Below are 20,532 nucleotides of genomic sequence, written 5' to 3' on the forward strand. Positions count from 1 at the left end.
TTTAATAAAATTACATATTTGTATAATGTGAGTTCTTCATTTACTATTAGCGTACTTTTTTGAATTTTCTTTGTGGTTAATCAATTAACTTTTTTGTAAAAATGTCAAAAATTTTTTATTTATAAATAAATCTATCCTTGCAAAAATTTCTTTAAGGTATCTTGTAATTCTTCTGGGTCTAAATTTGTGATATCTCCCCAAAAGTTACCATTTTCATCTATAAAATATAAGGCGTTGCTATGGGCTACTGAGTATTGCATAAAAGAATCGTGCAAGTCAACTTTATGGTATTTTACCCCATAATTATTTGCTATTTTTTGCAAAGTTTTTTCATTACTAGCTATTAAAGAGGTGGAATTTGGGTAAAAATACCTTAACCACTCATTTGTTTTTTTAATATCCTTATCTCTTTCAATATCAAGGGAAACAAATAATAAATAAGCGTCTTTATTTTCAAGTTTTTCTAATTCTTGTGCTAAAACTACTAAGGTTGCAGGGCAGACATCAGGGCAAAAGGTATAGCCAAAATAAATAATTAATTTTTTACCCTTAAAGGTTGATAAAGTAGTATTTTCTCCAAATTCAGAATTAAGCACAAAGTCGTATTTATTTGTATCTTTAAAGTAAAAAAAAGTCATTATTACACATAAAAATACTATTAAAGCAATTAAAATTTTTTTCATATTCTTACCTATTTGTTAAATCAAAATCAAAATGAAGCCCTATAGGCTTATTATCTTGTATAAATTCGCCTCTAAAACGCATTTGTTCTAAGCTACAAAGACTAAGTACAATTTTACTTATATAATTACCATTTTCAAGTCTAATTAATCTTGGTTTTATCTTACCCATATCCATATTAAGCCCATAAAGTTCTAGTTTTAAATTTTCAAATTCAGGTAAATTTTCAACTACTAAATGAGTAATATCCATTGCCTGTAGAGGTTTAGGATTAAGTGAAATTTTAACCATTTTATCTTTAAATTTATATTCACAATTTTCTTTATTTAAATTACATTCTAAGGGAAGTAAATTTTCATTTGAAAAACTTGGCAAAAGCCCATATAAAGCAATGCCAAGTATAATAACAAAGATTAAAATAAGAAAAATTTTATTTTTTATCATTTGTTGTGTTATCACCCTTTGGTTTTGGGTGGTTAGGCTTTTTAAGTTCTTTGCTAGAAATATTTTTAAGCTCTATACTTTCTTTATTATCAAAAACAAGAGTTAAATCAGCCCTAGTATTTGCATCAACTGGATTTTTAATATCTAAAAGCATTATATGATAACTGCCAGGTCTTAAAGCAGTATTAGAATGAGCTTTAATATCTATCTTATCAACCTTAATCATAGACATTTTGCCATCTTGATTAGTATGAGTGTGAAGTTCTACCTTATCGCTTAAATTTGATTTTGCACTAACTAAGGCTATGTCTTTGTCGCTGTTATTTTTAAGCGTTAAAAAGATAGCACTATTTTTTGCATTTGGAGGAGTTTGTTTAACAAAAACATCCTCTACGCTAATATCTGCTGCAAAGAGCCCAAGGCTTAAAAGACTTAAAGAAAGCATCGCTTTTTTCATATTTTCTCCTTTGAATATATTGCTTGTAAAAAACAAGTTTTGTATTATAAAAAATAAAAATTAACTTTTTGCAAACGATTATTAAATTTGAGTTGTTTTTAATAAATATTTTTAGATTTGCTTTTATTTAAGAAAAAAATAATATAATTTCACTTTAATTTCATTTCAATAAGGATAAATTTTGTTAAGATTAATTACGATTTTTTTTCTTTTCATAACTAGCTTATTCGCCTCTGCTGATTTGGTAAAAATTTATTTAAATGACGGCTTAGAAGCTGTTGGTGTGGCTATTGAAAAAGAACTTGCAAATAAAAATCTTTGGCTTGAGCAACTAGCAAATAAGGATATTTCTTTGGGATATTATGATAATGATGCCTTTATCGTTAGGACAAATAAAACAGATAAGGTAGTAAGGGTTTATTCTTATAAAAACGGGGTTTTACAGCAACAATTTGAACAAAAAGATGTAATTACCGGCTTAATGGGCGATAAAGAAAAAGAAGGCGATTTAAAAACGCCTGTTGGTTTTTATGAGCTGGGTCGTAAGTTTAGACCTGATCAGTATTATGGACCTCTTGCTTTTGCTACTTCTTATCCAAATTTACTTGATCAGTTACAAGGTAAAACAGGTGGTGGAATTTGGATTCATGGTTATCCTCTTGATGGAGAAAGGCTTGATGAATTCAAAACGAGAGGTTGTATAGCTTTAACAAATGACCAATTGGAAAATTTTTCAAAGGTGCTTGATGATGGTAAAACTAAGGTCTTTGTTTTAACAGAAGAAAAGGATTATGTAAGTGCCTCAAAGGATGAGATAGCAGGACTTTTTGCTGATTTATTTGCTTGGAAACATGCTTGGACAATTAGCGATGTTGATACCTATCTAAGTTTTTATGATAAGGATAATTTTAGACGCTTTGATAAGAGTCAGTTTTCACAATTTGCCGAAATGAAAAGAAGTATTTTTTCGCGCAAAGAACATAAGGTTATTAAATTCTCAAATATCTCTATAAGCCCTTATCCAAATATAAATGGCGATAAAATGTATAGGATATCATTTTTTGAAGATTATTACACAAAAAATTATCAATTTAGAGGCGATAAGGTTTTGTATGTAAGGTTAGGAAATAATGGCAAGATGCAAATTCTCGCAGAAAAATAATGTCTTTAATTAGAATAAATCAAAAATTCTACGAAGCAAATTTAAATAAAATTGCAACTAGGGCAGGTGGTTTTAATAAGATAATTTGCGTTTTTAAAGATAATGCTTATGGGCACTCAGCCACGCTTTTAGCACCCATTGCAAAAAATATGGGTGTAAATTTCATAGCCGTTAAAAATGAAGGTGAGGCTAATGAGTTAAAGGCTTTTTTTGATAATATCTTAATCCTATCTCATATCCCAAATAGCAATGAAAACTCAGCCTTTATTTATGCCTTAAATGATATCTCAAAAGCCCGTTTATTTAAAGAAAATACTCGCATTCATTTAAAAATAGATACAGCAATGCATAGAAATGGCGTTTGTGTTCAAAATTTAGAATTTGCCTATAAAGAAATTTTAAAAAATAAGCTAAATTTAGAAGGAATTTTTACGCATTTTGCGGGTTCTGATGAAATGGACGCAAGTTTTTTTATACAAAAAAATATCTTTGAAATGGCTAAGAAAATTATAAAAAATTTAGCTAAAAAAGATTTGCTTTTTCATTCTTATAATTCATCGGCCCTTTTTAGAACAAATAATTTTCCAAAAGATGAGTTATGCAGGGTAGGTTTAACGCAGTTTGGTTATGGTGATGAAAGTTTGCAAAAAATTTTAAGTTTATACGCTCATAAACTTAGTTCTAGGGTTTTAGAAGTCGGGCAAGGTGTGGGCTATGGTGGTAAATTTGTAGCAAAAGAAAGTATAAATATAGCAACTTATGATTTAGGCTATGCGGATGGTTTATTTAGATACAATGGAAAAGGAATTTTGTATTTAGCAAATGGTAAAAAAATGCTTGGTAGAATGTCTATGGATAGTTTTTCTTGCGAAGATAGTGGGGATGAAATTTGTGTTTTAAAAGACGCTCAAATTTGGGCAGATTTTTTTAACACTATAAGCTATGAAATTTTAGTAAAATTACACCCAAATATTAAAAGAATTCTTGTTTAATGTTTAATATAGTCTTAGTAAATCCACGCATTCCACAAAATACAGGTAGCATCGGTAGAATGTGTTTTAATGCAGGTTTTACCTTACATATCATAAAGCCTACCATTTTTGATATATCAAATAAGGCACTTAAAAGGGCTGGTCTTGATTATTGGGCTAAGTTAGAACCTATTATTTGGGAGAATTTAGACGAGTTTTTGGCTAAGAATTTAGCTTTTCAACAACAGTTCTTTTTTGCTACAACTAAGGGCGTTAAAGCTTATTTTGAAGTTAAATTTAAAGAAGGGGATTACCTATTTTTTGGCAGTGAAAGCTTTGGTTTGCCTTTATCATTAATGGATTTAAATAAAGAAAATATGATTAAAATTCCTATGAAAGAATGTGGCAGAAGTTTAAATTTGGCCACAAGCGTTGGCATTATAAGCTATGAAGCATTAAGGCAAAATTTTACTTATTTTAAGGCTTAGTTTATACAAGTATTTTAAAAATTTTTGTTTGTAAAATAAAAAAATTGATATAATTAATTATTAAAAAACCAAGGATAAACAATGAAAAAAATATTAATTATTTTATTGTGTTTAAATTTATATGCCCTAGATTATAAAAATTCTAATAATTTATATGAGTATAATGAAAAAAATATAGTACTTTTTGCATCAATATACGAGATTGCAAAGATTGAAAATAGAGAATAAATATACAATTTTAAAGTTTTGAATGGAAACACACAATCAAAAATAATATCAGAAGGACAAAGATAAATATTGTTTTAAACAATAAAAAAGTATGGCTATCTATTACTAATATTTCTTATAGGTTGGTAATTAATAAGCTAAATATTAGTAATGAGACGAAGCTTATCTTAAAATATAAAGAATACGACATTGGCAAAAAAGAAATAAAAGCAAATTTGTTTTTTAATAATAATGAAATTGAGATTGTGTTTAATAGTCCTATATAAAAACATATATTACATATAAAATTTTTACACCAGATACTTCTGTATAGATATTCTGATGATTATTCTGAAAAAAACAAAATTTTACAGAGTTTAGTTTGCTATGAATATGGAAATAATTCATGTTATATTCATACAGGACATATACCAATGACTACATTACAACTTAACTATAATTGGGAAAAATTATATAATTATCTTATATAAAATCAAATAGACCAAGATATACAATATGTTGGAATATTGTATATTATTAAAGAAATTTAATGATTTTTTTATATTTTTATTTATTTTTATATGCAGAATGTGCTTACTTCTCGTATTAAAGCTTGTAATTTAAACAGGAAAAATTTGTATACAAATATAAAAAATCGTTGTAATTTTGAATATATTCCACAATTTATTATGCAAGATAATAAATTAGTATTTCAAAAAAATTACTAAGCTTGTTTTTTTTACATTAGATTCTCTTAGAGGCAAATTTCAAAATATTTTTTGGATATATAATCCAAAAATAATTAAAAAATGTATTTATCCAAAAATGATACCATTATATTTATATGAACATGAAAATTATAAAGATATGAATGATTATGATATTTTTATGATTGAGATAGATAATAGCATAAGACCTAAGATAAAAATTAGATGTGCTTTATATACATACTAGCGATTTTTCAAAAGCTTTAGTAGGAAAAGTGTTTGAAAGTGGTAAGATACTTACATATGCAGTAAGTTTTTCAGATTTAAAAAACGAAAAAATTTATAAAAATGGCTATACTTTAAGTATAATTTTTGAAATTTCATAATAAGGTTTTTTTAAAGCTAATTGGTTTTTTAAGGATTAAAAATATAGTAAATTATATTTAAATTCCATTATGCAAATTTAAATTTACATAATGGATTATTGTTGAGATGACATTAATTATTGCATTTCTTTTGCTAAAATTCTATCGCATATTATTGTGGTTGCCATAATGCAGTTTTCCATATCGATTTTATCATCTTTAAAATGAATGTATTCATAGTCTTCAAGTAAGCTTGCAAGGTATTTTGCCCTAGAAAATATATGTTGAGTTCTATATGAAAATACTTATTTAATATCTACTCCATCGCCACCATTTTGTTTAATTTTATTTAAACACCAATCAAATTTAGCATTAAGTTTATCTTCATGTGTTTCATAATAATTTCTATCTTTTATAGCATTATTCTTTAACTCATCTTTGCTACAAATAAAATATCAAGTAAGCTAAATACTAAAATTTTAACTTTCATTGTAAAACTCCTTGAAAAATTTCGACGTTATAATACAAAAAGATTAAAAATAATATTTAATTTAAGCGACTGAAAAAGTCGCTTAAATTAACAAGAATAGCAGGTTTTAAACTCATAAGCAGTAGGCCTAGCCTCAACCGGCCACACTTGAGTTTCAAATTTTAAATGTTGATAATCATCTATAAAAATATCACTCATAACAGGCTTTAAAAAGGTATTGTAACGAATTAGGGCCTCTAAACTTCCTCTTAGAGTGTGAGGTAATTGTTCTATACCTTTTTCGCGAATTTCATCCAAGGTTAATTCAAATAAATTTTCATCCATAGGACCAACAGGCGTAGTTTTATTTTCTATGCCATCAAGCCCTGCCATTAACAAGCTTACAAAGGCAAGATAAGGACAAGAGGTACTATCAGGGAAACGAATTTCAATGCGAGCTGAATTTTTGCCTGTGCCATAAGGTACGCGACAACTTGCACTTCTATTTTGACAAGAATAGGTTAAAATGCAAGGTGCTTCAAAACCAGGGATAATCCTTTTGTACGAATTTGAACTTGGATTTGTAAAGGCTGCTACACTTCTAGCATTTTTTAAAATTCCACCTATATAATGAATAGCTGTTTGGCTAAGACCTCCATAGCCATCTTTATCATAAAATAAATTTACCCCGTCTTTCCACAAACTCATATGTACATGCATTCCATTGCCATTATCACCATATAAAGGTTTTGGCATAAAGGTAGCTGTTTTGCCATTTAAATGAGCTACCATTTTTACTACATATTTATAAATTTGTACATTATCAGCAGCCTCAACTAAGGTGCCAAAATTTATACCAATTTCAGATTGTCCCTGTGCTACTTCGTGGTGATGAACAAAGGTTTTAAGACCAACTTTTTCAAGAGTTTGAACCATTTCAGCTCTAATATCAACAAAAGAATCAACAGGTTGAACTGGAAAATAACCACCCTTAGCCCTTGGTCTATGCCCTGTATTATAGCCATCAATATAGTCCTTATCATCGTTCCACTCGCCTTCTTCTGTATCTACTTCAAATTTCATACAATTTGAACTATCTACGATTTTTACATTATCAAAGATAAAAAATTCATTTTCAGGTCCAAAATAAGCAGTATCAGCAATGCCACTATTTTTTAGATAATTCATAGCCTTTTTTGCTATACTTCTAGGGCATTTTTCATACATTTGCCCCTTATAAATATCATAAACATCACAAAATACAACTATAGTTTGGTCGGCCGTAAAGGGGTCTAAAAACGCACTTTGTGCGTCAGGTTTTAAAATCATATCAGATTTATCAATAGGTTGCCAAGCCTTAACCGAACTTGCATCAAAAGGAATTCCTGCTTCAAAAGTTTCCTTGCTAATAGCGTGTATATTATAGGTAATATGATGCCAAGTACCTATCATATCAGTAAAACGAAAATCAGCAAAAATTACCTCATTTTTTTCACAAAACTTAAAAAATTCGTCAATATTATTAACAAATTTACCCATTTTTTACTCCTTCTAAGAATTAATTTTTAAAATTGTAGCATAAAATTTTTAATTAAGCTTTAATTAAAAAAAATTTTTTACATTTTTTAAAATTTTATTTTTAAAAGTCCTTTCAAAGCCTTAAAAATAGCCTAGTAATGAAAATAATTTTTATAAAAAAGAAACAAAAGACTAATTTAATATGAAAAATATGTAAAAAATAACGACAAATTAAAATAAATAGACTATAATTTTAAGTATTAAACTATAAAAAGGGAAAGTTATGACTCAAGAAGAACTTGATGCTTTAATGGAGGGAGATGTTTCTCTTGATGAAGAAAACACAGATAAGCTTGAAGATGATGAAAGCTTGAAAGACTTGGAGGATAAGGGCGATAATGTTATGCTTGAAAATGTTAAAATCGCTGATTATTCCCCACATCCTGATGTACTTTGGCCACCTCCTCCACCAAATGACCAACACAAGGTAGTTCACCAGCTTGATGATGTGACAAAGGATAGCGAAGTAAAGGCTACTGAGTTATTAGAAAAACTTGAAAGTATTAATAATTTCTTTGCAAATTCTGAAACCCTAATGAGTGAGTTAAATAAGGTTTTTGATAAAAATATAGAAATTTTTACTAAGCTAAATACTAAATTTCCACATGTTGTAAGCTTTGTTGAAGCGCTTGAATTAAATAAAAATATTAAAGACAAAAGCAAGGAAATAGCTACAAATTTGCAAGATGGGCAAGATGAAGTTATTATGGCAATGGATGCTATGCAGTATCAAGATATACATAGACAAAAAATTGAACGCGTTATTAATGTTATGAGAGCATTGAGTCGCTATATGAGTTCTTTATTTGAGGGCAAGATTGATGATAAAAAACGCGTTGGTTCAGCCGTTCATATCGAAGGGGATATAAATACTGATGTAGTAAGCAATGATGATATCGAGGCACTGATTGCATCATTAGGACAAAAATGATTATACCCGAACTTGTCGCACCAGCGGGAAATTTTACTAAGTTAAAAATAGCCTTAGCATATGGTGCTGACGCTGTTTATGCCGGGGTTAATAATTTTTCTTTAAGGGCTAGAACAGATAGGGAATTTGATTATGATAGCTTTGAAGAGGCTATAAAATACACTCATAAAATGGGTAAAAAAATTTATGTTACATTAAATGGCTTTTATCTAAGTGGTCAAATAGAAGGCTTAAAAAGACATATTTTAAGGCTTTATGAAATGAGGCCTGATGCTTTTATAGTGGCGTCCTTAGGAACTATTTATTTACTTAAAGAGCTAGCCCCTGATATAAATTTACATATTTCAACTCAAGCAAATGTTTTAAATTACTTAGATGCTAAAATGTATAAAGAACTCGGGGTAAAACGCGTAGTTATAGCAAGAGAACTTGGTTTAAATGATGCAAAAATTATCAAAGAAAAAACGAATTTAGAACTTGAAGCATTTGTGCATGGGTCTATGTGTTTTGCATATTCTGGACGCTGTTTGATAAGTTCTGTGCAAAGTGGCAGGATGAGTAATAGGGGGAGTTGTGCTAATGATTGTCGCTTTAAATACGAACTTTATGCTAAAAATGAAGAAAATGGCGTTTTGTTTCGTTTAGAAGAAGATGAAGAAGGTACTCATGTGTTTAATTCTAAGGACTTAAATTTGTGTGCTTATATACAAAAAATTATGAAAGAAAATTGTATAAATGCCTTTAAAATCGAGGGTCGTACTAAAAGTGAGTATTATGTAGCACTTACAACTCGCACCTATAAGATGGCTATAATGGATGCTTTAAATGATAGCTTTAACGCTAAAAAATATGAAAATGAAATTAATACCTTAAAAAATCGTGGTTTTACAGATGGTTATTTGATACAAAGGGCCTTTGAAAAACAAAATACTCAAAATCATTTCTCAAGCATAGAAGAAGGGACTCACCAAGTTCATGGAATTTGTGAGGATGGCAAGTTTATTAAATGCAAAGGTAAAATTGTTTTAAATACAGCTTATGAGCTTTTGACACCCTTAAATTCAAATTTAAAAGAATGTGATAATGAAATTGGTAAAATTTATAAAAAAGATGATAAATTTTTTGTTGAATTTAAAGAACTTATAACAAAAAATGGTAAAAGCATGAGTGAAATTCATAGTGGCAATGAAAATGCTATCAAAATGCCAAGCGAAGTTAGTGAATTTAGCTTTTTAAGAAAGGAAATTTAAATGGCTTTTGTGTCTATTATAATGGGAAGTAAGAGTGATTATGAACTTATTACTGAAAGCGTTAAAATACTTGAAAAATTCGGAGTTAAGTATGAATTAGTAATTAGTTCAGCACACCGAAGCCCTGAAAGAACTAAAAAATATGTAAAACAAGCAGAAGATAAAGGAGCTAAGGTATTTATAGCAGTAGCAGGTATGGCAGCACATTTAGCAGGGGCTGTTGCAGCACTTACTATAAAGCCTGTAATTGGCGTACCCATGCCAGGAAGTGCTTTAGCTAGTATGGATTCATTATTTTCAACCGTGCAAATGCCAAAGGGAATTCCAGTAGCAACCCTTGCTGTAGGTAGGGCAGGGGCTATTAATGCAGCCTATTTAGCTGTGCAAATTCTAGCCTTAAATGATGAAAATTTAGCCAATGCTTTAAGGGATGAAAGAAGTGAAAATGAGGAGAATTTGATTAAGGATTCTAAGTCTGTGGAAGTTTTATTGTAAAGGATTTTTATGCAAACTTATTTAGAACTTGAAGAATTTTGCAAATTAGTGCATTTAAATGAGGACGTCGTTAAGGGAATGATGGCAAATGGTGCCTTAAATTTTAAAGAAGAAGATGGCAAAATTTATATAGAGGCAAATCAAGGTACCTTTAGCGTGGTGCCAAGTTCTGTTTCAAAAAATTCAATGGTAAATTCAATGACCTTAGCAGGTGAAAGCTTTGTTGAAAAAACTATAGGAACCATTTTAAATTTGCATGAAAAGGTGCTTGATGCAAAGGATGAAACCCTTGATACTTTAAAAAATGAAAATAAATTCTTAAAAGATGCCCTTTATTCAATGCAAGAACTTTACGATGAAGATAGAAAGACGATAGATACCTTAAATCAAGAATTAAAACACGCCAGAGAAGAGGCTGAGTTTATGAAAAGAAAATATAAATTAATGTGGAATAAAACAATGGAGGCCTTTGGTGTAAATTCTGATAAAAAAATGGCTGAAAATAAGGAAGAAAAAAATTCTAAAGAAAAAAATTCTAAAGAAGAAAATATTAAAGAAGAAGCCGAAAATATAGAAATTTTAGAAGAAAATTTAGAACAAAGTGAGCAAAAATGACATTTTCGCAAATAATATTAAGTTTACAAGATTTTTGGCAAAAACAAGGATGTGCTATTATGCAGCCTTACGATATGCCAGCAGGGGCTGGTACCTTTCACCCTGCTACTTTTTTAAGAAGTTTAGGCAAAAAACCCTTTGCCACTGCGTACGTAGCCCCTAGTAGAAGGCCAACAGATGGAAGATATGGGGAAAATCCAAATCGCTTAGGGGCTTATTATCAATTTCAAGTACTCATTAAGCCAAGCCCTGATAATATCCAAGAATTGTATTTAAAAAGTATTGAAAATTTAGGTTTTGATTTAAAAAAGCATGATATTCGTTTTATAGAAGATAACTGGGAAAGCCCAAGTCTTGGTGCGTGGGGACTTGGATGGGAAGTTTGGCTTGATGGAATGGAGATTACTCAATTTACTTATTTTCAACAAGTTGGAGGCATTGCTGTTGACTTAGTAAGTGCTGAAATTACCTATGGTTTAGAACGACTTGCTATGTATATTCAAAATGTAAATAATGTTTATGACATAGTTTGGAATGAGTTTAATGGTGAAAAAATCACTTATAATGATATACACAAGCAAAGCGAATTTGAGTATAGTAAGTATAATTTTGAAGTAAGTAATGTAGAAATTTTAAATGAAAATTTTGAAAATGCCTATAAAGAATGTAAGCAAATTTTAGAAAAGGGCCTTGCCTTACCAGCTTATGATTATTGTATGTTAGCAGCCCATACTTTTAATTTACTTGATGCAAGAGGGGCTATTTCAGTGGCTAAAAGGCAAGATTATATGCTTAAAATTAGAGAGCTATCAAAATCTTGTGCTAGTGTTTATAAGCAAAGCTTAAATGAGAATTAAATGAAACTTAGTGAAATTTATAATTTTTTAGATAATTTAAGTCCCTTTGCTAACCAAGAAGAATGGGATAATAGTGGCTTGTTATTAGGTAATGAAAACGATGAGATAAAAACCATTTATTTAAGCCTTGATATAGATGAAAATTTGATTGAAAAGGCAGAAGAAAATTCTTTATTTATAACTCATCATCCTTTGATTTTTAAGGGTTTAAAGAATTTAGCCAATGATAAATACCCTAGCTTATTTATAAAAGAAATAATTAAAAAAAATATAAGCTTGATTGTTATGCATACAAATTATGATTTATCTCATTTAAATGCGTATTTTGTGAAAGAAATTTTAGGTTATAAAAACTTTACACAGGATAAATTTTTAATATATGTAGAAGTAAATACAAGCTTTAAGACACTTTGTGATGATATAAAAAAGAGTTTAAATTTAGAAATTTTAAGAACTAGTTTTTGTGGTAAGCAAAATATTAAAACCCTTGCAATTTGTACTGGAAGTGGGGGAGATTTGATAAATTTAGTTAAGGCTGATTGTTTTTTAAGTGGAGATTTTAAGTATCATATGGCCTTAGAAGCCATTAGCAATAAGTTAAATTTAATAGATTTAGGGCATTATGAAAGCGAGAGATATTTTGCACAAAGTTTAAAAAAATACTTGCAAAAATTGCCCTTAAAGGTTATAATATCAGTTTCAAAAAATCCATTTCAATATTTTTAAGGAAATTCTATGAACAAGTACCTTGAACAATTAGTGTTTTTATCAAAGATAGACCAAGAGATTGATAGCTTTGAACCAAAGATTGAAGATATTAGTAAGGCTTTAAGATTATCTGAGAATAAAATTAATAAAATCAATACCCAGCTTTCACAAATTGATGATGAGATAAAAGACATAGAACAACAAAAGGTGCAAAATAATAATCACATAGCAGAATTTAATGCAAAAATAAAAGAACTTTCTAAAAAAAGTGCCTTGATTAAAACAGAAAGAGAGGCAAATGCCTTAAAGGTAGAAGAAGGCATAGCAAAAGAACAATTAAAGGCTGCAGATACTGAGATAATAAGACTTGACGAGCTATTAAGCAATAAACAAGGCTTTAAAAATGAGCTTTTAGAACAAAAAACAAAGGAAGAAGAAGAATTTACAAATATTCAAACTAGCATTCAAAAACAGATTAACGATATAGAAAAAGAAAGAATGGTAGTTTATGATAAAAAAACTAAGCTTGTCGGTGATATAAATCAAAGAATGTTAAGCTTTTATGAAAAAATTCGCAAATGGGCAAAAAATACAGCTGTAATTCCTGTTCGCAAACAAGCTTGTTATGGTTGTTTTATGAGAATTTATGATAAGACTTATTTGGATATCTTAAAGGGTGAAGAGATTGTAACTTGCCCACATTGTGGTAGAATTTTATATATTGAAGATGAAAAAGCCCATAATTTAATTAGTAAAAAAGAAGAAAAAAAAGAAAGTAAAAGCACTAAAAAAGCTAGTACAAAGATGACTACAAATACAAAAACAGCTACAAAGGCAAAAGCTACTTCGGCAAAAAGTACTAGCAAAACTGACACTAAGAGTACAAAAAGTACAAAGAGCGTAAAAACAAGTACTAAATCAAAAAGCACAAAGAGTTGATTTTTTTTTATTATTTAATCTTAATCATACTTTTTATACCTTTAAGCCCCTTTATTTTCATATTTTCATTTTGTAAGGAAAAATATAAACAAAGCTTAAAGGCAAGATTTTTTTTATATAAAAATTTAATTCAAAAAAAAGCAGATGTACATTTTCATGCTTGTTCTTATGGGGAAGTTAATAGCATTAAAGAATTAAGTTTAAATTATGATAGTAGAATTTCAGTTATCACTCAAACGGGTTTTGATTTGGCTAAAAGTTTTTGTTCTAAGGTAAATTTTTTAGCCTTTGAGATATTTTTGCCTTTTTGGTTGAGTAAAACCAAGGTGTTAGTTATTTTTGAGGCTGAATTTTGGTTAATGCTTGTATTTATAGCAAAATTAAAAGAGGCTAAAATACTTTTAATAAACGCTAGAATTTCTGATAATTCTTATTCTTCTTATAAAAAATTTTCTTTTTTTTATAAAAAAATTTTTTCTTATATAGATGAAATTTTTGTACAAAGTGATAAAGATAAAACTAGATTTAGCGAACTTGGGGCAAAAAATATTAAGGTTTTTACAAATATTAAAAGCACTTTAAAAATTAATCCTAGTAAAAAATATACTAAATTTAAAGAAAAATTAATAATTTTTGCAAGTACTCATAAGGGCGAAGAAGAACTTTTATTACAAAATTTCAAGCTAGAAAAAAATGAAAAATTAATCATAGCCCCAAGACACCCTGAACGTTTTGTGGAGGTTGAGACTTTGCTAAAGGACTTAAATTTAAGCTTTGATAAATTTTCAAATTTAAACGATATTAGCGAATTTAATAAAGAAATTTTGCTTTTAGATAAATTAGGTGAGCTTGTAAATTTTTATGCGATTAGTGATATAGTGGTACTTTGTGGTTCTTTTATTGATAATATAGGAGGGCACAATCCTATAGAGGTTGCAAGTTTTGATAATGTTTTAATAAGTGGCAAATTTATACACAATCAAAAAAGTCTCTTTGAAATGGTTGAAAATGTGTGTTTTTGTGAAAATTTACAGGACTTAAATGATTTTATACATAATTTTAAAACAAGGGCAAAATTAAAATCAAAACTAGATTTAAGCCCTATAATGCAAAGTATTCAAGATGGTATTAATGCAAGAAAAAGCATATAAATTACTAGCTTTGCAAGAAAAAATTTCACACTCAAAGGCAAAGGATTTAATCGATAGGGGTTTAGTGTTTGTAAATGGACAAAAAATTGCAGTTGCTAGGTCTTTATTAAATTCAAGTGTTAAATTTAAAATTAAAAAAATGCAAGATATTAAAATTATCTTTGAAGATGAAAAAATTATAGCTGTAAATAAACCAAATTCTTTAATAAGTGAGAATTTGCAAGAACTTTTCAAAGCAAGGCTTTTAAATAGGCTTGATAAAGAAACTAGTGGGCTTATCTTGCTTTGTAAGGATGAGAATTTTCGCCAACTTTGCATAAATGAGTTTAAAAAACAAAGAGTTTTTAAAAGCTATATAGCCATACTTGATGGCATAATAGCCCAAGAAATTGAGATAAATGAGCCTATGTTAACTACAAAGGGTAAGAGTGGGGCTATTAGTAAAATTTCAAAACAAGGACTAGAAGCAAATTCTTTAATAATACCCTTAATGGTTGCTAAGCATAAAAGTTTGGTTAAAATTATCATTAAAACGGGTCGCACTCATCAAATTAGACTGCATACTTCTTTTATAAAACATGGTGTTATAGGCGATGAAAAATATGCTAAAATTAAGGCTGATAGAATGTATTTGCATAGCTTTGAAATAGGGCTTTTAGATTATAAATTTAAGGCCTTGCCAGATGATAGTTTTTCAAATTTTGGTTTTGAGTTAAAAAATTTTGATTTTTAAAGCTATTTAAGCAAAAATTTTATAAAATGCGAAGTTTAAAATTTTAATAAAAAAGGTAAAAATTGTTTGAACTTGTAAGCGAATCTTTTAAAACTGCTATTAATAAACTTCGTTTTATAGATGATGAAAAGGCACTTAAAAACGCCTTAGATACACTAAAAAAAGCCCTTTTAAAGGCTGATGTGCATCATAAAGTAGTAAAAGAACTTTTAGTTTTAATAGAAGAAGATTTAAAAAAAAGTGGTATAGGACAGCAACAATTTTTATTAGCCATTAAGAAAAATTTAGAAGAAATTTTAAGTATTAAGGGTGCAAATTCGGGTTTTGTGTTTGCCTTAAAGCCACCAACTATCGTTTTAATGGTAGGACTTCAAGGTGGAGGTAAGACAACTAGCACGGTTAAATTAGCCAATTACTTAAAATTACGCAATAAAAAGGTATTAATCGCAGCCTGTGATTTACAAAGATTGGCCGCTGTTGAACAATTAAAACAACTTTGCGAAAGCAATGAATTAACACTTTTTTATATAGAAAATGAAACAAATCCTTTAAAGGTAGCTAAAGAAGCACTTAAAAAAGCAAAAGAAAGCATGGTGGATGTTTTGTTTGTCGATACTGCTGGTCGTTTGGCTATTGATGAGCCTTTGATGCAAGAATTAAGAGATATTAAGCAAAGTTTAAACCCTGATGAAATTTTTTATGTAGCCGATGCTATGAGTGGGCAAGATGGGGTAAAAACTGCTGTAGCTTTTAATGATAGTTTAGGCATTAGTGGGGTTATTTTAAGCAAATTTGATGCTGATACAAAGGGTGGGGTTGCACTTGGTATAGCTAAACAAATAGGAATTCCTTTGCGTTTTGTCGGTGTTGGTGAAAAGGTAGCTGACTTAGAATTATTTGTACCTGATAGAATAGTAAGTCGCATTATGGGCGAGGGTGACCTAGCTACTTTAGCTGAAAAAACAGCAGCCGTAATTAGTGAAAAAGATGCGAAAAAATTAACTCAAAAGATTAAAAAAGGGGCTTTTAATTTTGAAGATTTTCTAAATCAAATGGAAAGTATGAAAAAGTTAGGAAGTATGAAATCTTTAATAGGAATGATACCTGGTCTTTCAAATATGGCTTCTCAATTAAAAGATATAGACCTTGAAAATTCAAAAGAAATTATTCATATAAAGGCAATGATTTCATCAATGACCTTAAAAGAAAGGCAAAACCCTGAACTTTTAAATAATGCTAGAAAAAGAAGAATTGCATTAGGAGCTGGTTTATCTCAAATTCAAGTAAATCGTTTTTTAAAGCAGTTTGAAAATGCTGCAAAACTTGCAAAACGTTTTTCGGGTAAAAAAGGAATGGATAGCTTAATGCAGATGATGAATCAAGCAAGAAGACCTATGTGAAATTTTATTTATAAATATTAGTGGTATTTATAAATAAAATTTTTTAAAAGTTTTAAGGAGAAAATATGACAGTAGTTAGACTTACAAGAATGGGTAGGACCAAAAGACCATTTTATCGTATCGTTGTAACTGATAGTAGAAAACGTAGAGATGGTGGCTGGATCGAAAGTATAGGATATTATAATCCTATGGTAGAACCAGAAGTAGTAAAATTTGACACTGAAAGATTAAATTATTGGAAAAGCGTCGGTGCTAGACTTAGCGATAAAGTTATTTCTATTACTAGTAAATAATTATGGTTGAGAAATTTTTAGAAGAATATGCAAAATTAATAGCTCAATATCCTGAAAAAATTTCCATAGAAAAGCTTGATTTGGGCGATAATTTTGTAGAACTTATTCTTTATGCGGACAAGGCTGATACGGGTAAATTGATAGGTAGAAATGGCAAGATGATTAATGCTATTAAAACTGTGATTTCAGCTTATAAAAGCAAGGATGATACTAATTATAGAGTCACGGTTAAAGCCATTGAATGAATTATTAAAGGTTGCAAAACTTGGTAAAACTATAGGTTTAAATGGCCATTTAAGATTGCATAATTTAAGTGATTTTTTATCTCAGTTTAAAAAAGGTGCTACTTTTTTTTGTAATGACAAAACACTTACTATCAAAGCTTTTAATAAGGATAATCTAACTATCTTATTTGAAGGCTTTGAAGATATAAATTTAGCTAAGAATTTAGTAAATAAAGAACTTTATCAAAGTATAGAAAAAACTCGCAAAGAATGCAAACTTAAAAAGGATGAATTTTTTTATTTTGATATTTTAAAATGCGAGGTTTATGATAGCAAACAAAGACTTGGAAAAGTTGTTGATATTTTAGAAAATACTTCTTCTTGTTTGTTTGAAATTAACACCGATGAAACACTTATAAAACAAGGTTTAGCTAAGAATTTTTATATACCTTACATTGATAAATATGTTTTAAGTGTTGATATAAAAAATTTTAAAATTAATTGTAGCGACGAGGCTATTTATATCTTGGAAAATTCATAATGAAACTTTCTTTTGTGTCTTTATTTTCAAATTTAATCGAGTTTTATTTTTCTGATTCTATACTTTCAAGGGCTAGGAAAAATAATTTATTTTCTTTAAATTTCATAAATCCTAGAGATTTTAGCAAGGATATACATAAAAAGGTAGATGATTATAAAATAGGAGGTGGGGCTGGTCTTTTAATGCAAATTCAACCTCTTTTTGATAGTTTAGAATTCATAAAAAAGCAAGATTCAAAGGCTCATTTTATCTTTTTAAACCCTTGTGCTAAGACCTTTACTCAAAAGGATGCAAAAAGACTTAGTAAAAAAGAACATATTGTCTTTGTTTGTGGAAGATATGAAGGAATTGATGAAAGAGTGATTGAACTTTTTGCAAATGAAATTTTTAGCGTTAGTGACGTGATTTTAACAGGTGGAGAGTTAGCTGCCCTTGTTTTAAGTGATGCGATTTTAAGAAATGTGGATGAGGTCTTAGGCAATGAAAAAAGTCTAGAAGAAGAAAGCTTTGAAGATAATTTATTAGAAGCTCCTGCTTTTGCAAAGCCCTTTGATTTTGATACAAGTAAAAAAGCTAAAATTTTTAATCCTCCTTCAGTGTTTTTAAAGGGTAATCACGCTAAAATTGCCGATTTAAAATACATTTTAGCGTCTTGCAAAACGAAATTTTTTAGGCCAGATTTATTCTTGGAGCATGAACGCAAAAAGTAAGGAAAAGATATGAAAAATAAATATATTGAGCAGTTTGAGGCAAAACAAATTGGAGAAAAAAAGGTTTCTGATTTTCGTGCTGGTGATACTTTAAAACTTGCTATTCGTATCAAAGAAGGCGATAAGTCAAGAATTCAAAATTTCGAGGGTGTTTGCATAGCTAGAAGAGGTAATGGAGTAGGTGAAACATTTATTGTACGCAAGATTGGTGCTAATAATATAGGTGTTGAAAGAATTTTCCCTATTTATAGCGAAAGCCTTGAAAGCATTAGCGTACTTAGAAGAGGGCATGTTAGACGTGCTAGATTATTTTATCTTAGACAAAGACGTGGTAAGGCTGCTCGTATCAAAGAACTTAAAAAATAGTAGTTTAGCTTTAAAATTTGAGTTTTTCTCAAATTTTTGCTATTTAAACATTCATATTCTTAGCTTCATTTATTTATCATTTAAAAATTTTTCTAGGATTATGAATTTATTAAAATATGGAATTTATTATGAATTGGAAAAAAGATTCTTGGAAAAACTATCCTATAAAGCAACAACCTGTTTATCCAAATGAAAAAGAGTTAAATAAAACTCTAGCAAAGCTTGAAAAATTACCTCCTCTTGTCTTTGCTGGTGAAATCAGAAATTTACAAAAAAATCTCGCAAGGGTCACTAGAAAAGAGGCCTTTTTATTGCAGGGTGGAGATTGTGCTGAAAGCTTTGAAAATTTCGGTGCTGTAAATATTAGGGATATGTTTAAGCTTTTATTGCAAATGGCTATTGTGCTAACCTTTGCAGGTGGCTGTCCCGTGGTTAAGATAGGTCGCATTGCTGGGCAGTTTGCAAAGCCTAGGAGTTCTGATTTTGAAGAGGTTAATGGGGTTAGTTTGCCAAGTTATAGAGGCGATATTATAAATGGTTTTGAATTTGATGAAAAGGCGAGAGTGCCTAGTCCTAAACGTATGATAGAAGCGTATTATCAAAGTGCTACGACTTTAAATTTATTAAGAGGTTTTGCTAAGGGTGGTTTAGCTGATTTACACGAAGTTCATCGCTGGAATTTGGGCTTTTTGAAAAAGAGTAAATTGCAAAAACAATACACAGATATAAGTGAAAAAATTTCAGAGACCCTAGCCTTTATGGAAGCTTGTGGTATCAATACTGGCAATGTCCCAAGCTTAAAAGAAGTTTCTATATATACTTCGCATGAGGCCTTACTTTTGCCTTATGAAGAAGCACTTACTAGGGTTGATAGTTTAAGCAATGAAATTTATGATTGTTCTGCCCATATGCTTTGGATAGGCGAAAGGACGCGTGAGATTGATGGAGCACATGTTCATTTTTTAAGTGGGGTTAAAAATCCATTAGGCGTTAAAATCGGTCCAAGTGCCAGTGCTAGTGATATCATAGCCCTTTCAAATGCCTTAAATCCAAGCAATGAAGAAGGAAGATTAAATATTATTATTAGAATGGGTGCCGAAAAAATAGAACAAAATTTGCCAAAAATCTTTAAAGAATTAAGAAGCGAGGGCTTAAATTTAATTTATAGTATAGACCCAATGCATGGCAATACTGTTAAGGCTGGTAATTATAAAACTAGAGAATTTGATAATATCATTAAAGAGGTTAGGGCCTTTTTTGAAGTAGGCATAGCCGAGGGCATTTATCCAGGTGGAGTTCATCTTGAAATGACAGGGCAGGATGTTACAGAGTGTACGGGTGGCATTGTCTCAAATGTAAAAACTGAGAATTTGCAAAAAAGGTATGAAACTCAGTGCGACCCAAGGTTAAATGCTGACCAGGCCTTAGAACTTGCCTTTTTAATCGCTGATTTAGTAAAAAAGGCTAGGGCGTGAAAGTTTATGGGATTAAAAATTGTTCAAGTGTGAAAAAAGCTTTATCTTACTTAGAAGATAAAGGTATTAATTTTGATTTTTTAGATATTAAAAAGATTAATGAAAGTATTTTAAATACTTGGCTTAAACAAAGAACCTTTGAAGATTTAATCAATCTAAAAGGTATGACAGCTAGAAAATTAAATTTAAAATCCTTAGATATGGATGAAAAAAGCTTAAAACAATTAGTTTTATCAAATTTAAGTCTTATTAAACGTCCTATTATAGAATATAAGGATAAAATTTTAATAGGACAAGAATATTTAACAAAATATA

At 29.4% G+C, this 20,532-nt stretch carries 24 protein-coding genes and 1 pseudogene; 21 read left to right on the plus strand and 4 right to left on the minus strand.

Annotated features, from left to right (window positions below; all coding sequences use genetic code 11):
* Positions 1-131 precede the first annotated feature (131 nt).
* Genes FMM58_RS07310 through FMM58_RS07320 form a run of 3 tightly spaced genes read right to left on the minus strand, consistent with a single transcriptional unit; the run spans position 132 to position 1,582 of the window.
* Positions 132-683, minus strand: coding sequence for an SCO family protein (locus tag FMM58_RS07310; protein ID WP_150141645.1), 552 nt, complete (start codon positions 681-683; stop codon positions 132-134).
* A 4-nt stretch (positions 684-687) separates the two neighbouring features.
* Positions 688-1,125 (minus strand): hypothetical protein, encoded by a 438-nt coding sequence (locus FMM58_RS07315; protein ID WP_150141647.1) that lies wholly within the window; start codon positions 1,123-1,125, stop codon positions 688-690.
* Positions 1,112-1,582, minus strand: a complete 471-nt coding sequence (locus FMM58_RS07320; RefSeq protein WP_150141648.1) for a copper chaperone PCu(A)C — start codon at positions 1,580-1,582, stop codon at positions 1,112-1,114. The genes FMM58_RS07315 and FMM58_RS07320 overlap by 14 nt, the downstream gene beginning before the upstream one ends.
* 181 nt (positions 1,583-1,763) lie before the next feature.
* On the opposite strand from FMM58_RS07320, the gene FMM58_RS07325 reads away from it, so the two are divergent.
* The 4 genes from FMM58_RS07325 to FMM58_RS08805 all read left to right on the plus strand — a co-directional run bounded on the left by FMM58_RS07325 (position 1,764) and on the right by FMM58_RS08805 (position 4,431).
* The gene (locus FMM58_RS07325) at positions 1,764-2,744 is read left to right on the plus strand and encodes a murein L,D-transpeptidase family protein (protein ID WP_150141649.1); all 981 of its coding nucleotides are present in this window, start codon (positions 1,764-1,766) and stop codon (positions 2,742-2,744) included.
* Positions 2,744-3,736 carry an alanine racemase gene (locus FMM58_RS07330; protein ID WP_150141650.1) on the plus strand — a complete coding sequence of 331 codons (993 nt, stop codon included), beginning with the start codon at positions 2,744-2,746 and terminating at the stop codon, positions 3,734-3,736. The genes FMM58_RS07325 and FMM58_RS07330 overlap by 1 nt, the downstream gene beginning before the upstream one ends.
* Positions 3,736-4,203 (plus strand): tRNA (cytidine(34)-2'-O)-methyltransferase, encoded by a 468-nt coding sequence (locus FMM58_RS07335; protein ID WP_150141651.1) that lies wholly within the window; start codon positions 3,736-3,738, stop codon positions 4,201-4,203. The genes FMM58_RS07330 and FMM58_RS07335 overlap by 1 nt, the downstream gene beginning before the upstream one ends.
* Before the next feature lie 81 nt (positions 4,204-4,284).
* Positions 4,285-4,431 carry a hypothetical protein gene (locus FMM58_RS08805; protein WP_190317969.1) on the plus strand — a complete coding sequence of 49 codons (147 nt, stop codon included), beginning with the start codon at positions 4,285-4,287 and terminating at the stop codon, positions 4,429-4,431.
* Between the two features lie 1,628 nt (positions 4,432-6,059).
* Here the strand turns inward: FMM58_RS08805 and glnA are convergent.
* Positions 6,060-7,490, minus strand: coding sequence for a type I glutamate--ammonia ligase (glnA, locus tag FMM58_RS07340; protein WP_150141652.1), 1,431 nt, complete (start codon positions 7,488-7,490; stop codon positions 6,060-6,062).
* Between the two features lie 262 nt (positions 7,491-7,752).
* Here glnA and FMM58_RS07345 point away from each other — a divergent pair, with 262 nt between their 5' ends.
* From FMM58_RS07345 to FMM58_RS07425, 17 genes and pseudogenes are all read left to right on the plus strand, one after another.
* A complete protein-coding gene (locus FMM58_RS07345; RefSeq protein WP_150141653.1) occupies positions 7,753-8,460 on the plus strand; it encodes a protein phosphatase CheZ in 708 nt (235 codons plus the stop codon).
* Positions 8,457-9,710, plus strand: coding sequence for a peptidase U32 family protein (locus FMM58_RS07350; RefSeq protein WP_150151995.1), 1,254 nt, complete (start codon positions 8,457-8,459; stop codon positions 9,708-9,710). The genes FMM58_RS07345 and FMM58_RS07350 overlap by 4 nt, the downstream gene beginning before the upstream one ends.
* Positions 9,711-10,205, plus strand: a complete 495-nt coding sequence (purE, locus tag FMM58_RS07355; RefSeq protein ID WP_150141655.1) for a 5-(carboxyamino)imidazole ribonucleotide mutase — start codon at positions 9,711-9,713, stop codon at positions 10,203-10,205. It begins immediately after the preceding gene.
* Between the two features lie 9 nt (positions 10,206-10,214).
* On the plus strand, positions 10,215-10,820 hold the full coding sequence (locus tag FMM58_RS07360; RefSeq protein WP_223810266.1) for a DUF3972 domain-containing protein: 606 nt from the start codon (positions 10,215-10,217) through the stop codon (positions 10,818-10,820).
* Positions 10,817-11,677 carry a glycine--tRNA ligase subunit alpha gene (glyQ, locus tag FMM58_RS07365; protein WP_150141656.1) on the plus strand — a complete coding sequence of 287 codons (861 nt, stop codon included), beginning with the start codon at positions 10,817-10,819 and terminating at the stop codon, positions 11,675-11,677. The genes FMM58_RS07360 and glyQ overlap by 4 nt, the downstream gene beginning before the upstream one ends.
* The gene (locus tag FMM58_RS07370) at positions 11,678-12,403 is read left to right on the plus strand and encodes a Nif3-like dinuclear metal center hexameric protein (RefSeq protein ID WP_150141657.1); all 726 of its coding nucleotides are present in this window, start codon (positions 11,678-11,680) and stop codon (positions 12,401-12,403) included. It abuts the gene before it with no gap.
* Positions 12,404-12,412: 9 nt separating this feature from the next.
* Positions 12,413-13,120 (plus strand): annotated as a pseudogene (locus tag FMM58_RS07375) (zinc ribbon domain-containing protein); the annotation flags it as partial.
* A 200-nt stretch (positions 13,121-13,320) separates the two neighbouring features.
* Positions 13,321-14,475, plus strand: a complete 1,155-nt coding sequence (gene waaA, locus FMM58_RS07380) for a lipid IV(A) 3-deoxy-D-manno-octulosonic acid transferase (RefSeq protein WP_150141659.1) — start codon at positions 13,321-13,323, stop codon at positions 14,473-14,475.
* Complete coding sequence (locus tag FMM58_RS07385) at positions 14,456-15,208, plus strand: pseudouridine synthase family protein (protein ID WP_150180540.1); 753 nt, start codon at positions 14,456-14,458, stop codon at positions 15,206-15,208. Before waaA ends, FMM58_RS07385 begins: the two co-directional genes overlap by 20 nt.
* 62 nt (positions 15,209-15,270) lie before the next feature.
* Entirely contained in the window at positions 15,271-16,608 is a 1,338-nt protein-coding gene (gene ffh, locus FMM58_RS07390; protein ID WP_150180541.1) for a signal recognition particle protein, read from the plus strand.
* Between the two features lie 65 nt (positions 16,609-16,673).
* The gene (gene rpsP, locus FMM58_RS07395; RefSeq protein WP_150141662.1) at positions 16,674-16,901 is read left to right on the plus strand and encodes a 30S ribosomal protein S16; all 228 of its coding nucleotides are present in this window, start codon (positions 16,674-16,676) and stop codon (positions 16,899-16,901) included.
* Between the two features lie 2 nt (positions 16,902-16,903).
* Positions 16,904-17,146 carry a KH domain-containing protein gene (locus FMM58_RS07400; RefSeq protein WP_150141663.1) on the plus strand — a complete coding sequence of 81 codons (243 nt, stop codon included), beginning with the start codon at positions 16,904-16,906 and terminating at the stop codon, positions 17,144-17,146.
* Positions 17,106-17,666 carry a ribosome maturation factor RimM gene (gene rimM, locus FMM58_RS07405; protein ID WP_411675308.1) on the plus strand — a complete coding sequence of 187 codons (561 nt, stop codon included), beginning with the start codon at positions 17,106-17,108 and terminating at the stop codon, positions 17,664-17,666. Before FMM58_RS07400 ends, rimM begins: the two co-directional genes overlap by 41 nt.
* Positions 17,666-18,376: a tRNA (guanosine(37)-N1)-methyltransferase TrmD gene (trmD, locus tag FMM58_RS07410; RefSeq protein ID WP_150141665.1), complete on the plus strand. Its 711-nt coding sequence runs from the start codon at positions 17,666-17,668 to the stop codon at positions 18,374-18,376. Before rimM ends, trmD begins: the two co-directional genes overlap by 1 nt.
* 9 nt (positions 18,377-18,385) lie before the next feature.
* Entirely contained in the window at positions 18,386-18,742 is a 357-nt protein-coding gene (gene rplS / locus FMM58_RS07415) for a 50S ribosomal protein L19 (protein ID WP_150141666.1), read from the plus strand.
* Positions 18,743-18,870: 128 nt separating this feature from the next.
* Positions 18,871-20,217: a class II 3-deoxy-7-phosphoheptulonate synthase gene (locus FMM58_RS07420; protein ID WP_150152008.1), complete on the plus strand. Its 1,347-nt coding sequence runs from the start codon at positions 18,871-18,873 to the stop codon at positions 20,215-20,217.
* Positions 20,214-20,532: arsenate reductase family protein (locus FMM58_RS07425; protein WP_150152011.1), on the plus strand; the 319-nt coding region annotated here is incomplete at its 3' end. The genes FMM58_RS07420 and FMM58_RS07425, both read left to right, overlap by 4 nt.

Source organism: Campylobacter sp. LR291e (assembly GCF_008633915.1).
Classification (GTDB): domain Bacteria; phylum Campylobacterota; class Campylobacteria; order Campylobacterales; family Campylobacteraceae; genus Campylobacter_D.